Consider the following 12,579-nt stretch of genomic DNA (forward strand, 5'->3'; position numbering starts at 1 on the left):
CGCCGGAGCGGGGTTTTTTTAACGCATAACTTAAGCCTGCGGCTGAGTTACAACGTCTTTGATACCTTTAACTTCGATTTCAACGCGACGATCTGGCGCCAGGCAGTCGATCAGAGCTGCACGCGCTTTCACGTTGTCACAGGTGTTGCCGGTAACCGGGTTGGATTCGCCCATACCACGTGCGGAAATCTTGTTGGACGGGATACCTTTAGAGATCAGGTAGTCAACAACAGACTGAGCACGTTTCTCGGACAGACCCTGGTTGTAAGCGTCAGAACCGATACGGTCGGTGAAGCCCAGAACCACTACAGAACCGTCTTTCGGATCCAGGTTGCTCAGCTGGCTGTACAGCTGATCCAGTGCCTGCTGACCTTCCGGTTTCAGAGTAGATTTGTTGAAGTTGAACAGAACGTCAGACTTCAGGGTGAAGTGTTTGGTCTGTACTTCCGGAGCCGGAGCCGGAGCCGGAGCAACTACCGGAGCAGCTTCTTCCTGCTGGCCGAAACGGTAGGAAACACCTACGCTCAGCATGCCGTTGTCCGGACGAACGCCAACGGTGTTGCCGTCGCCGATGTTGTTAACCCACTGGTATTCCAGACGGGTAGCGATATCGCGGGTCATCGCCCATTCTACGCCGCCAGCGAAGACCGGAGAAACGCCGGTGTCGTGGTCGTCGCCAGCAATGCTGTTGCTGGAGTCAGCGCGCCATACCATGCCGCCCAGACGGGTGTACACGTCCAGGTTATCAGCTACCGGGTAACCCAGTTTCGCGGTCAGCTGTACGCCCTGAGCTTTGAATGCGCCGTTGATGGTGTCGCCTTTGTACGGCATACGGCCCAGCCAGTCGTAACCCATTTCGAAACCAACGTACGGGTTAACCTGGTAACCACCGAACGCACCTGCACCGAGCTGGCTCTCATGAGTCGGGCCGTCGTTGTTCAGGGAGCTGTCATACCAACCGGTATCGTGGAACTGGGACCAACCCAGCTTACCACCCGCATACCAGGTGTTATCTTTCGGTGCGGCCTGCGCTACGGTAGCGAAGCCAGCCAGTGCCACTGCAATCGCGATAGCTGTCTTTTTCATTTTTTGCGCCTCGTTATCATCCAAAAAGGCCATGAACAGATCGAAAAGTTCACGGTTAAATCCTTCACCGGGGTTATTGCTCAATATGTAACTCTACCGATATTTTCGGTTTATGAGAGCAACCCTGGCGAGGTAAAGTCTACAACGTAGTTGAAAACTTACAAGTGTGAACTCCGTCAGACCCATGAAAAAAAGCGCTTGCGAACACATTTTTTAACATTTTAGGAACTTATTTAGCCGTTGAAAACACGGCTAAAACCCGCCCAGCCCGCTAATTGCGCTTCATGCTAATGACCTGGCAAGGCCTCTGTAAGGGGCAAAAAATGATGCTAAGATTAGTCTTAAATTAACTTAATGATACAAACTTGAGTGAATTTTTAACCCTGAGCGAGGTCGATGACCCTCATGAGTCGGCAGGGTAGGGCGCATCAGAAAGCCCATTGCGCTTCCCTTTTCCGCCGCTTCTGTCAGGCGACGATATTCATCATCGCTAAGATCGCGTGATAGCCAGCCTATCACCACGCTATAGTTTCCTGTTTCCAGCGCGCGAATCATCGAACTAATAGTCAGTTGGGGATCCATCTGGCTGACCTGCATCACTTTCGTTAAAGGCAAACCCGATGCCTGAACCCACTGACGGCTCAAGCGCTGTTGCGGCGTCAGCCACAACTGCCAGCGAGACTGCTGGCCTAACTGCTGAAGCAGCGGCAATAAAACCAGTTGTGTCATCCACGGCTGGTCTTCTCGATACACCACTTCACTTATCAACCCTTTCATTTCTACGTCTGCCATTGTGTTTGCCGTGTTAGCAGCCATCTGGCGACCATTTACTGCGCGATGTTGATGTTGAGAAAAGTACATAAGAGGTCCAGCTCCGCAGGTTACTGTATGCATATACAGTACTGCCGGTGGGGACAAAGATCAACCTAAATTTCTGAAAGCGCCTCGCAATTTTGATTTGCAATCGAATGCAATGGTGACTTTAGGATTGCCGAAGAGAGATAAGTTGCATATGTTCCAGTTAGCGGAAGAACTAAGAGGGAATTTTTTCATTAGTGTTTGATATGAAAGGGATAATCATGAATAAAATTTCTAAAGATACTATCTTTAAAGTACAGAGTGCGCTTTCATCTCTGGGCTAAATCCGCAGCCGTGCCTTGTTTGGCGGCTATGGCTTATCGATCGAAAACACCATGTTCGGCATGGTAGCCAATGGGGGCTTTTACCTAAGGATGAGTGTCCTTTGCGCAGAACAAAGCTGGATGCGCAATGCTGAACAGCTAACGTTCACGCGTCGCGGCCGTTCAATAGCCTTAAATTATTATCTTGTCGGGGACACGCTCTGGAATAACCCCGTTCAACTGCGTGAACAAGCCTGGATCTCTCTTGTAGGGGCACAGCATGAACGCGCGCAGCGAGAGACAGAGAGACGATTAAAGGATTTACCCAATCTCACACTGCAAATGGAAACGCTGCTGTGGGAGGCCGGCATCAAAAACGTTGAAATGCTACGCGCCTGCGGGGCTAAAGAAAGCTGGTTAAGGCTACGGAAGATTAATAAGAATCTGGGACTGAAAATACTGTATGCGCTTGAAGGCGCCCTGTCCGAAACGCATGAAGCGGCGCTCCCGGCGGATATTCGCCGGGAACTTAACGAGTGGTTTCAACATTACTCGAAACCGCTTCACTCCTGAGGTATCTGCTGCTGAAGTCGGCTTATTTCCGGCAGCAGGGAAATAAGCAGGCCTATTTGCTGCAATACCAGCGGTTCTTTGCTATCCGGACGGGGTTCAATCTGATTGATGCGCTGCGCCAGGTCATTAAGCGCGTGCTGGACTTTTACTTCATCGGCAGGCTGATGATGCAGCGCATCATCCACATAGCAAACGGCATCATCAATCAGGGTCAGAACTTCCGTCCGTTCAAGCTTCTCACGATGCGCCCCGAGGGCTGAAATATAACTGGTAAAGGTATGGTTCAAACAGAGTAAACGAAACGCGGCATCCCGAAGTTCAGGAGTCGCTTTCGGTTCGCTCGACATGTTTGATACCACCGACGCCAGTTCAGCATCGCGGTTGTGCGCATCACGACGTGCGATACGGTATTCCAGGCGATTGTCACGCCCTTGATGATATTGTTCAAGAATGGCGTCCAGGTAGCGGCAGTTAGCATTCAGGGCGCGCTCCAGCACCAGCGGCAGACGGCGGAAGCGCCAGTCAGGCCAGATAAACGTCACCGCAGCCCAGGCGATGGCGCAGCCGATCAAGGTATCTACAATACGCGGTAGCGCGACCTCGAATCCCTCGCCAAGCAGGTTAAAACAGAGCAGCACCAGCAGCGTAATAAACATGGTGGCGTGAGCGTATTGCACGGTGCGGAAAACAAAAAACAGCACCCCTGTCACCACCATCAGCACTAATTGTCCTTCAAGCGAAGGCACAAAATAGAGAATGGGCAGGCCCAGGGCAACGCCAATCAACGTACCGATGACGCGTAATGCCAGACGGTGCCGGGTGGCATTGTAGTTGGGCTGACAAACAAACAGACTGGTAAGGAGGATCCAGTAGCCGTGGTGCAGACCTGTCAGTTGAATAAAGGCGTAACCCGCGCAGAGCACGACAGACATACGCACAGCGTGACGAAACAGCGCCGACTCCGGCGTAAGGTTACGGCTTAGGCGCTCGCGAATATCGCTGAACCCGTGCAGGCTGTCATCCGCCAGGCGGTTTTCATTCTCGCTGCGGGGCGTTTCCAGCCACTGCTCCGATTCAATAGAGGCGAGTTGCGCATCGATAGCCCTGAGGTTAGTGATAAGAAAACCCAGCGCCTTCATTTCAGCGGCAGACGTACCGGACGCCTGGACGCGGTCAAGCGCGGCCTCCAGATGACTAAACGCCCGCTCAAAGCGAACGTCGTGCTGATAATGGGTACGCAACAGAATGGATTGCGCCAGTTGCTGGCAGGCGCGGGACTGCATCGAAAGCAACCGCTGGAAGCGAAACATGATATCGCTGTAACGAAACTTATCACGCAGCGCCTGATACTGAATATGAGATGAGCTGGCCCGTTCGTGGATATCCTGCGCCGCAAAATAGTAGTGAAGCGTGCGGCGCGTTCCACGTTGTCCGCGATCGCCTCGCAGGCGCGTAAGCAGCGACGCTTTGGTCTGGTTCAGCGTCCCCACAAGCTGGCTATTCGCCATGGCGAGGTCAAGCATCGGCACCTGGCTTTCGTTTTCAATATCCGGATCAAAGAAGCGGGATTTGATATCCAGATAGTGCGCCAGCTGTTCATAGCAGCGCGCAAGGTTATCCTGCAGGGGGCGGATAGGGAAAATCAGATGGCCTGCCAGCGTTAGCAGGTTATACCAGACCGCTCCGGCCAACAGCAGCAACGGCTGTTGATACCAGTGCTCATAAAGCGAAACGCCGAGCATGGTATAAACGGCGGTAAGCAGCGCGCCAAAAGCGATAGTGGCGTAGCGCTGACCCAGGCCGCCCAGCAAAATAAAACCGCTGGTAGAGAGCGTTAGCCCCAACGCGAACAGCCACGGCCAGGGAAAAAGCAGTTCCACTGAAGCGGAGGCGATAAAAAAGCTAATCAGCGTAATAATCAAATTGCGCAAGCGACCGGTCAGCCGATCGTCGAGATCGGTGAGCGCGGCGGCTACCACGCCAAGCGTTAGCGGAATCGTCAGCTTAACCTCGCCCAGCCACCACGGCAGGGCCGCCGTACCGCTAAGCGCGATGAAAATGCGCACGTTATAAAGCCAGACGCTATTCCAGGTATAGCGGCGAAGCAGGGGGCTCAACATAATGGCGACCGATCCTTACTTCGACTGAAAATGGCGATAAGCGTTAGTTTCACGGGCCGCCTGAGCCGTTTCTACGGAAACCACGCGACGCCCGACCGGCCAGAGCGCAATGGCGGCAATTTTAAAATTCGCAATACCCACCGGAATGCCAATCACCGTAAGGCATTGGGCGATGCCGGTCGTGATATGCAGCAGGCAGAGCCACCAGCCAAACAGCACCAGCCAGAAAACATTCAGCAGCGTACCACCTGCGTTCAGCACAGCGCTTTTACTTTCCGGACGCAGTTCATCGACATGAATCGCTTCATTGCCGTAAGGCACCAGCGATAGCTTGGTTATTTCCCAACAGGAGCGAGTAAGCGGCAGCGTAATTACCAGCACCATGCTTACCACCGTCGCCAGCAGCCAGGAGAGCGTAGTCAGAAAACCACCCAATACAAAATTAAGAATATTAAGAACAGTACGCATAGGACCTCTGTGTGCGTGCCGAAAGAAAAACAATAACCACAGCAATTGTAACGCGTTTTGGGTCTGGAGCGTCATATCCGCGGAGGGTAAACTGCATGCACTCTAAAAGTCTCTCTGGCAGCCTCATGGAACTGAAAGCAACTTCTCTGGGAAAACGTCTCGCTCAGCACCCTTACGACCGGGTGGAAATTCTCTCCGCAGGGGTCAAAGTTTCCGGCGATCGGCATGAATACTTGCTGCCTTTTAACCAGCTATTAGCCATTAACTGCAAGCGCGGTCTGGTATGGGGCGAGCTGGAATTTGTATTGCCGGACAATAAAGTGGTGCGATTGCATGGCACCGAGTGGAGCGATACGCAGCGCTTTTATCATCATTTGCAGGCGCTCTGGCAGCAGTGGAGCGAAGAGATGAGCGAAGTGGCGGCGGGCGTGCTTCAGGCTGAGCTTACACGCATCGCGGCGCAGACGGGTGAAGATAAATGGCTGCGGCGCAAGGAAGTGGAAGGCGTGCAACAGCGCATTCGCGATGCTTTTAGCGCGTTGCCATTGCCGATGTCGCGTCTGGAAGAATTCGATAACTGCCGCGACCTCTGGGGCCAGTGCCAGACATGGTTAACGAATATAGACGCCGCGCGGCTGGCGCATAACCAGTCTTATACGGAAAAGATGCTTGAAAAATATACTGATTTCTTCGCAAGCGTCGAAAGCGCGCCGCTTAACCCTTCACAGGCGCGTGCGGTAGTGAATGGCGAAACGTCGCTGCTTGTGCTCGCAGGCGCTGGCAGCGGTAAAACGTCCGTGCTGGTGGCCCGGGCAGGCTGGCTGATGACGCGCGGCGAAGCGCTGCCTGAGCAGATTTTGCTGCTGGCGTTCGGGCGTAAAGCGGCGCAGGAGATGGATGAGCGCATCCGGGAGCGGCTGCATACCGAAGAGATTAGCGCCCGTACCTTCCATGCGCTGGCGCTGCACATTATCCAGCAGGGGAGTAAAAAAGCGCCAAAGGTCAGCGAGCTTGAGAATGACACTGAAGCGCGTCATGCGCTGTTGATTGACGCCTGGCGTGAGCAGTGCCAGCAGAAAAAAGCGCAGGCGAAAGGCTGGCGGCTATGGCTGGAAGAGGAACTGGAGTGGGAACTGCCGGAGGGCGATTTCTGGCAGGACGATCGTCTCGCAAGGCGGCTCGCGGGCAGGCTTGACCGTTGGCTGGGGTTGATGCGCATGCATGGCGGCTCGCAGGCGGAGATGATTGCGGATGCCGACGAAGCGGTGCGTGATGGCTTCCAGAAGCGCGTGAAACTGATGGCGCCATTGCTAAAGGCGTGGAAAGCCGCGCTGAAAGCCGAGGGCGCAGTCGACTTCTCAGGGCTGATTCATCAGGCTATCAACGTGCTGGAGAAAGGCCGCTTTATTAGCCCATGGAAGCACATCCTGGTGGATGAGTTTCAGGATATCTCTCCCCAGCGCGCGGCGCTGCTGGCGGCGTTGCGTCGTCAAAATTCCGGCACCTCGCTTTTCGCCGTAGGCGATGACTGGCAGGCTATTTACCGCTTCAGCGGAGCAGAGTTGCTGCTGACGACATCTTTCGCTCATCATTTTGGCGAAGGGGACAATTGCGCTCTCGACACCACCTATCGCTTCAACCAGCGTATTGGCGAAATCGCCAATCGTTTTGTGCAGCAAAACCCACATCAACTGGCGAAGCCGCTGAACAGCCTGACCCCGGGAGATAAAAAAGCGGTAACGCTGCTGGCGCAAAATATGCTTGAAGCGCTGCTGGATAAGCTGAGCGGTTTTGTGAAACCGCACGAGCGGGTGCTGGTGCTGGCGCGCTATCACCATTTGCGCCCGGCGGAGCTGGATAAAGCGGCGACGCGCTGGCCTAAGCTGCCGCTTGAGTTTATGACGATTCACGCCAGCAAAGGCCAACAGGCGGATTACGTGATTATCGTTGGTTTGCAGGAAGGGCGAGAGGGGTTCCCGGCGCCTGCGCGCGAATCAGTCATGGAACAGGCGCTGTTGCCGCAGCCGGAAGATTTCCCTGATGCCGAGGAACGGCGCCTGCTTTATGTCGCGTTAACCCGGGCGCGTCATCGCGTCTGGCTGCTTTATGATAAAGAGGCGCCATCTTGTTTCGTCGACGAATTACATCAGCTCGGCGTACCGGTGGCGCGAAAACCGTAATTTATTTCAGGCGTTCGGCGAGGTAGCGCGCGTAATCCGGAATCTGGATAGCCACGCTATTGCGAAAGTCGGGCGACTGAATAATAAAATCGGCTGTAGAGACGTTAGTGGCGACCGGGATATTCCAGACGGTGGCCAGCCGCAGCAGCGCCTTGACGTCCGGGTCGTGCGGTACGGCGTTAAGCGGGTCCCAGAAGAAAATCAGTACGTCGATTTTTCCTTCGGAAATCATGGCGCCGACCTGCTGGTCGCCGCCCATCGGGCCGCTCAGCATGGCGTTCACATTAAGCCCGGTAGCGCGCTGGATAAGGTTGCCGGTAGTGCCTGTCGCATAGAGCGTGTGATGTTCAAGGATCGCTTTGTGTTGCTCAACCCACTTCATCAGCGTCGATTTACAGTGATCGTGCGCCACCAGCGCAATGTGCTTCTCGGCGGCGATAGTGCGTGTGGTTAATTCCATAGCGGTTTCCAGAAAGTAAGAATGGCTACAGCTTACTGAAAGTGGCCAGGGCTGCAAGCGAAGCGCAGCAAAAAGCCGCCGCTATGTGACGGAAATCAGGAGGAAGGTTGCTGTTTCGCCCACTCCATAAAGCGGGAGCGGGTGGTCGCATCCGCCTGCTGATACCAGTATTTCAGGCGCTGCTCGGTCAGCGTTTGCGAATGCGAAACCGGCGCGTCAAGCTCAGAGATGCCTGAAAGCAGCGTACTGTCGTCCGCAACCATGCTGACGAAGCGCGGCATGGCGGCGGCTTTACCGGAACGGTTATAACGGCGGACATCGCGTTCATAATTGAGCCCGTTAGCGGAATCGGTAACCGGCAGCACATCAAGCTTAATGGGGATATCATTAGCCGAACCGTCCAGAAGTTGCAGCTGCGGCGCTGTATCAAAACGCTGGCTCTCCCGTTCGGTTTCAATTCGCGGCAGGCTAAAGTTAACCTGGCTTACGTCGCGCGTATCAAAACTGACAATCAGAGCGGGAGAAATCCACAGCCGCTGTTCATGAGAAGAGGTATGCACCGTTTTTTCCAGGCGAAACACCAACTGGTGCGGCCCGTTATCCAGTTCAAGGCTGTCGGCGCCTCGCAAAAGCGAGCCTGAGACTTTCTTGCCGTCCAGCACCAGCAGATCCACATCGCCTGAAAGGTGAAGCGTGGTGGCATAGCCTGAAGCCGGTATCCACACCGTAAAAAGGAATGCCGCGATCAGGCCAAATCTCATGGTTAACCCCTGTTCATACCAGTGCCTTTGTTGTCTTAAGATGTGTCAAATTTTTACAGAAATAACGCTTCATAACCTATACAGCCTGAAGAGAAAAAGCCCTCATGCATCCGTATGGGAATGATGGAGAGAAGGGCGTCTTTGGCATACACTTGCTCTATTATCCGAGGGGGAGGGGAATATGAAAGAGGCTGATATTGCAGGTATTTTGAAAAACACCCGGACCATCGCGCTGGTGGGGGCGAGCGACAAACCCGACCGTCCAAGCTACCGCGTCATGGCCTACCTGCTTGACCAGGGCTATCACGTCATCCCGGTGTCGCCGAAAGTGGCGGGCAAGACGCTGCTGGGCCAGCAAGGCTACGGCACGCTGGCGGAGATCCCGGAAAAAGTCGATATGGTGGACGTGTTCCGTAATTCGGAAGCCGCATGGGGGGTTGCGCAAGAGGCGATAGCGATAGGGGCGAAAACCCTTTGGCTCCAGCTTGGCGTGATTAACGAACAGGCGGCGGTGCTGGCGCGCGACGCCGGGCTTAATGTCGTGATGGACCGCTGCCCGGCGATTGAAATTCCCCGCCTGGGACTGGCGAAATAACAAAAAACCCGGCTTTGCCGGGTTTTTACTTAGTTGCGCAGTCGCGGCGCCTGAAGCTGCTGGCGTATGGTTCGCGCCAGTTCATCCAGCGAAGGCTGCTCGGGATGTTCAGCCTGGGTTTCGCTGCTTAACTGGGCTTCGGCAAGATAAGTATGAACGGGCTGGCCGTCATCATCTTCCATTACCACATGGTACCAGGGGGCGGCGCGAAGGTCGGCGTTAACGGCCAGTTCATCCGCTGTGGGTTCATCAAGAGAGTATTCAGGATCAATATCCACCACTACCCCCAGATAACCCAGCAGAGAATGACGGACCTGCTGACCGATACCGAATTTGCTGGCTATCATAGTCCCCTCCCGGAAAACGTTACTCCGCACAGATATGCGGGCAACTTTTTCTCTTTCAAGTTACATGACGCGACAGGCAAACCCTTTCAGATAAAGCCCTTCCGGGTAGCTCGCCAACACGGGATGGTCAGCGGCCTGACGGAACTGCTCTATAAATTGTACATCACGACCAGCATCTGTTGCGGCATCGGCGATGATTTTCTGAAATAAATCGGTGGTCATCAGGCCTGAACAAGAGAAAGTCAGCAGCACGCCGCCTGGGTTAAGTAGTTGAATAGCCAGCATATTAATATCTTTATAGCCGCGGCAGGCGCCCATCAGCTGGCTCTTATTTTCCACAAACTTAGGCGGGTCCATAACAATAACGTCGAATTTCTCGCCCTGATCGCGATATTTGCGCAGCAGTTTGAAAACGTCGTCACGCTGGAATTCCGCTTTGCTGAGATCAAGGCCATTCAGTTCAACGTTTTGCCGGGCGACATCCAGCGCCTCTTGCGAAGTATCTACGCTAATTACCTGGCTGCAGCCGCCCATTAGCGCGGACACCGCAAAGCCGCCGGTATAAGAGAAACAGTTCAGCACGCGTTTATCGGCCACGTAGCGGCGGGTCGCAAAGCGGCTGTCGCGCTGGTCGAGATAATACCCGGTCTTGTGTCCGCGCTGGATATCCACCAGCAACTTCATGCCATGCTCTTCAATCGGCAACAGCGCTGGCGGCAGGTCGCCGCTGACCGGGCCTTGCGCTAATTCCAGCCCCTCTTTTTTACGTACCGCCACATCGGAGCGATCGTAAATCGCGCACTGCGGATAGAGCGCCTGCAGCGCGGAAACCAGCGCCGGGCGTTGATACTCGGCGCCTGCGGAAAGCAACTGCAGCACCAGGAAGTTGCCAAAACGGTCGATAGTGACGCCCGGCATGCCGTCCGATTCGCCGGCAATCAGGCGATAGCTGTCGAGACCGTCGCGCTCCGCCAGCCAGTCGCGCCACTGCTGCGCCTGCTGAAGGCGACGGGTAAAGAAGGCGATGTCGATAGTTTCGTCGCGATCGAACGTCCAGACGCGGGCGCGGATCTGCGAAGCCGGGGACAAGGCGCCGCGCGCCAGCCATTTACCCTGATGGTCGACGATATCGACCGTTTCACCGGCAGAGGCTTTGCCTTCAAGACGCGCTACGGCGCCGGAAAAGACCCAGGGGTGGCGGCGCAGCAGAGATTTCTCGCGCCCTTTGGCTAACACTAAACGTACACTCATAATTTGCTATGCTGCTCTGTAAAGAAAATGGGCGACATTCTCCTGACTCTGGCCGGGAAATGCAATTAAGCCCGCCAGTTTAAGGAGAGAGGATATGTCGACAGTATGTACTATTGCCTGGGTTCACGGCCTCGTTCAGGGGGTTGGCTTTCGCTACAGCACGCAGCATGAGGCGCAGCGGCTGGGGTTGACCGGTTATGCCCGTAATCTGGACGACGGCACCGTTGAGGTTGTCGCCTGCGGCGAAGCGGAAAAAGTGGAACAACTCATCGCCTGGCTGAAGGCGGGCGGGCCGCGCAGCGCCCGGGTGGAAAAAGTGTTGACCGAGCCGCATCAGCCCGGCCGCGAATGGACCAACTTCGGCATTCGCTATTAAATACACTTCACGGGCTTAGGCAGGCCGGCGATTTTGGTCGCCTGCTTAGCCGGGCCTTTCGGGAACAGACGGTAAAGGTAGCGGCTGTTGCCTTTCTCTTCGCCAAACTTATTGGCCATCGCCTTTACCAGCATGCGGATAGCCGGTGAAGTATTAAACTCCAGATAAAATTCGCGCACGAAGCGCACCACTTCCCAGTGCTCTGGCGACAGGGTGATGCCCTCTTTTTCGGCGATGACTTCCGCCAGCCCTTCGCTCCAGTGCGTGGTCTCTTTCAGATAGCCTTCGCTATCGGTCTCTATTTCTTTGCCTTCAAACGTCAACATACATTCCGGACCCGTTCGTCAAACGGCGTGCAGTGTAGCAAATTTTCCGCCCGCCAAAAACAAAGCCCCGCGAAGTGCGGGGCCAGGCTAGAGAGTCAGTGACGCTTAATCGCGGCTGGCGAAGCCCAGAATGCTGAGCAGGCTGACGAAAATGTTATACAGCGAAACGTACAAGCTGACCGTTGCGCGGATATAGTTGGTTTCGCCGCCATGAATGATATTGCTGGTCTCAAACAAGATGGCGCCAGATGAGATCAGAATAAACACCGCGCTGATAGCCAGATGCAGCGCCGGCAGCTGCAGGAAAATATTCGCCAGCATGCCGATAAGCACTACAACCACGCCCGCCATCAGCATGCCGCCGAGGAAGGACATATCCTTGCGCGTGGTCAGTACGTAAGCCGAGCAGGCAAAGAACACCAGTGCGGTGCCGCCCAGCGCCAGGGCTATCACATCCCCCATGCCTGCTGAAAGATAAGTATTCAGCACAGGACCGAGGATATAACCGAGGAAGCCGGTGAACGCGAACGCCGCCAGAATGCCGGTGGGCTTATTCGCCAGACGGTAAGTCAGGAACATCAAACCATACATTCCGACCAGCGTCAGGATAAGCCCTGGCGAGGGCAGCATCAGCACCGTACTGGCGGTGGCGGTAATGGCAGAGAACGCCAGCGTCAGGCTTAACAGGAAATAAGTATTGCGCAGCACTTTATGGGTGCTGAGCAGCGACTGTCTGTCGCGAGCAGAGGTAATTATGCGATCCATGAGTCATTCTCACATTGCAGGGAATCAGTGGCTGAGCATAGAGCCAGAAGGCCCGGCGGCAAAAGCGGTTTTACCCATCTTTACTCAGTTTTATCCGAATAAAAACAAGCGGTTTACAGCTGCAAAAAAGCTTACGCCTGACGGAGGTCA

General features: G+C 54.8%; 14 protein-coding genes. 4 read left to right on the forward strand and 10 right to left on the reverse strand.

Features of this window, described 5'->3' with window-relative positions:
• Positions 1-30: 30 nt before the first annotated feature.
• Positions 31-1,086 carry a porin OmpA gene (gene ompA / locus ACU4F7_RS07765; RefSeq protein ID WP_152977131.1) on the reverse strand — a complete coding sequence of 352 codons (1,056 nt, stop codon included), beginning with the start codon at positions 1,084-1,086 and terminating at the stop codon, positions 31-33.
• 351 nt (positions 1,087-1,437) lie between these two features.
• The gene (gene sulA, locus ACU4F7_RS07770) at positions 1,438-1,947 is read right to left on the reverse strand and encodes an SOS-induced cell division inhibitor SulA (RefSeq protein WP_029592429.1); all 510 of its coding nucleotides are present in this window, start codon (positions 1,945-1,947) and stop codon (positions 1,438-1,440) included.
• A 296-nt stretch (positions 1,948-2,243) separates the two neighbouring features.
• Here sulA and ACU4F7_RS07775 point away from each other — a divergent pair, with 296 nt between their 5' ends.
• Positions 2,244-2,780, forward strand: a complete 537-nt coding sequence (locus ACU4F7_RS07775; protein ID WP_481638380.1) for a TfoX/Sxy family DNA transformation protein — start codon at positions 2,244-2,246, stop codon at positions 2,778-2,780.
• Here ACU4F7_RS07775 and yccS read toward each other — a convergent pair.
• On the reverse strand, positions 2,771-4,903 hold the full coding sequence (yccS, locus tag ACU4F7_RS07780; RefSeq protein ID WP_481638709.1) for a YccS family putative transporter: 2,133 nt from the start codon (positions 4,901-4,903) through the stop codon (positions 2,771-2,773). The genes ACU4F7_RS07775 and yccS overlap by 10 nt on opposite strands.
• A 12-nt stretch (positions 4,904-4,915) precedes the next feature.
• Positions 4,916-5,368, reverse strand: a complete 453-nt coding sequence (locus ACU4F7_RS07785) for a YccF domain-containing protein (protein ID WP_029592433.1) — start codon at positions 5,366-5,368, stop codon at positions 4,916-4,918.
• A 125-nt stretch (positions 5,369-5,493) separates the two neighbouring features.
• Here ACU4F7_RS07785 and helD point away from each other — a divergent pair, with 125 nt between their 5' ends.
• Entirely contained in the window at positions 5,494-7,548 is a 2,055-nt protein-coding gene (gene helD / locus ACU4F7_RS07790) for a DNA helicase IV (RefSeq protein WP_029592434.1), read from the forward strand.
• Between the two features lies 1 nt (position 7,549).
• Here helD and mgsA read toward each other — a convergent pair whose 3' ends face one another.
• Together mgsA and csgI are read right to left on the reverse strand one after the other, a co-directional pair.
• Entirely contained in the window at positions 7,550-8,008 is a 459-nt protein-coding gene (mgsA, locus tag ACU4F7_RS07795; protein WP_024556955.1) for a methylglyoxal synthase, read from the reverse strand.
• A gap of 95 nt (positions 8,009-8,103) precedes the next feature.
• Positions 8,104-8,769, reverse strand: a complete 666-nt coding sequence (gene csgI, locus ACU4F7_RS07800) for a curli synthesis inhibitor (RefSeq protein ID WP_024556954.1) — start codon at positions 8,767-8,769, stop codon at positions 8,104-8,106.
• A gap of 181 nt (positions 8,770-8,950) precedes the next feature.
• Between csgI and ACU4F7_RS07805 the strand changes: the two genes are divergently transcribed.
• Positions 8,951-9,364 carry a CoA-binding protein gene (locus ACU4F7_RS07805; protein ID WP_029592435.1) on the forward strand — a complete coding sequence of 138 codons (414 nt, stop codon included), beginning with the start codon at positions 8,951-8,953 and terminating at the stop codon, positions 9,362-9,364.
• Positions 9,365-9,393: 29 nt separating this feature from the next.
• Here ACU4F7_RS07805 and hspQ read toward each other — a convergent pair whose 3' ends face one another.
• Positions 9,394-9,711: a heat shock protein HspQ gene (gene hspQ / locus ACU4F7_RS07810; protein WP_024556952.1), complete on the reverse strand. Its 318-nt coding sequence runs from the start codon at positions 9,709-9,711 to the stop codon at positions 9,394-9,396.
• Positions 9,712-9,771: 60 nt separating this feature from the next.
• Complete coding sequence (gene rlmI, locus ACU4F7_RS07815; RefSeq protein WP_029592436.1) at positions 9,772-10,962, reverse strand: 23S rRNA (cytosine(1962)-C(5))-methyltransferase RlmI; 1,191 nt, start codon at positions 10,960-10,962, stop codon at positions 9,772-9,774.
• A gap of 94 nt (positions 10,963-11,056) precedes the next feature.
• On the opposite strand from rlmI, the gene yccX reads away from it, so the two are divergent.
• The gene (gene yccX, locus ACU4F7_RS07820) at positions 11,057-11,338 is read left to right on the forward strand and encodes an acylphosphatase (protein WP_024556950.1); all 282 of its coding nucleotides are present in this window, start codon (positions 11,057-11,059) and stop codon (positions 11,336-11,338) included.
• On the opposite strand, the gene tusE is transcribed toward yccX, so the two are convergent.
• Together tusE and yccA are read right to left on the reverse strand one after the other, a co-directional pair.
• Positions 11,335-11,664, reverse strand: a complete 330-nt coding sequence (gene tusE, locus ACU4F7_RS07825; RefSeq protein ID WP_481638381.1) for a sulfurtransferase TusE — start codon at positions 11,662-11,664, stop codon at positions 11,335-11,337. The two genes, yccX and tusE, sit on opposite strands and share 4 nt — an antisense overlap.
• A gap of 105 nt (positions 11,665-11,769) precedes the next feature.
• A complete protein-coding gene (yccA, locus tag ACU4F7_RS07830; protein ID WP_024556948.1) occupies positions 11,770-12,429 on the reverse strand; it encodes an FtsH protease modulator YccA in 660 nt (219 codons plus the stop codon).
• Positions 12,430-12,579 lie beyond the last annotated feature (150 nt).

This window comes from Franconibacter pulveris, from assembly GCF_056780215.1.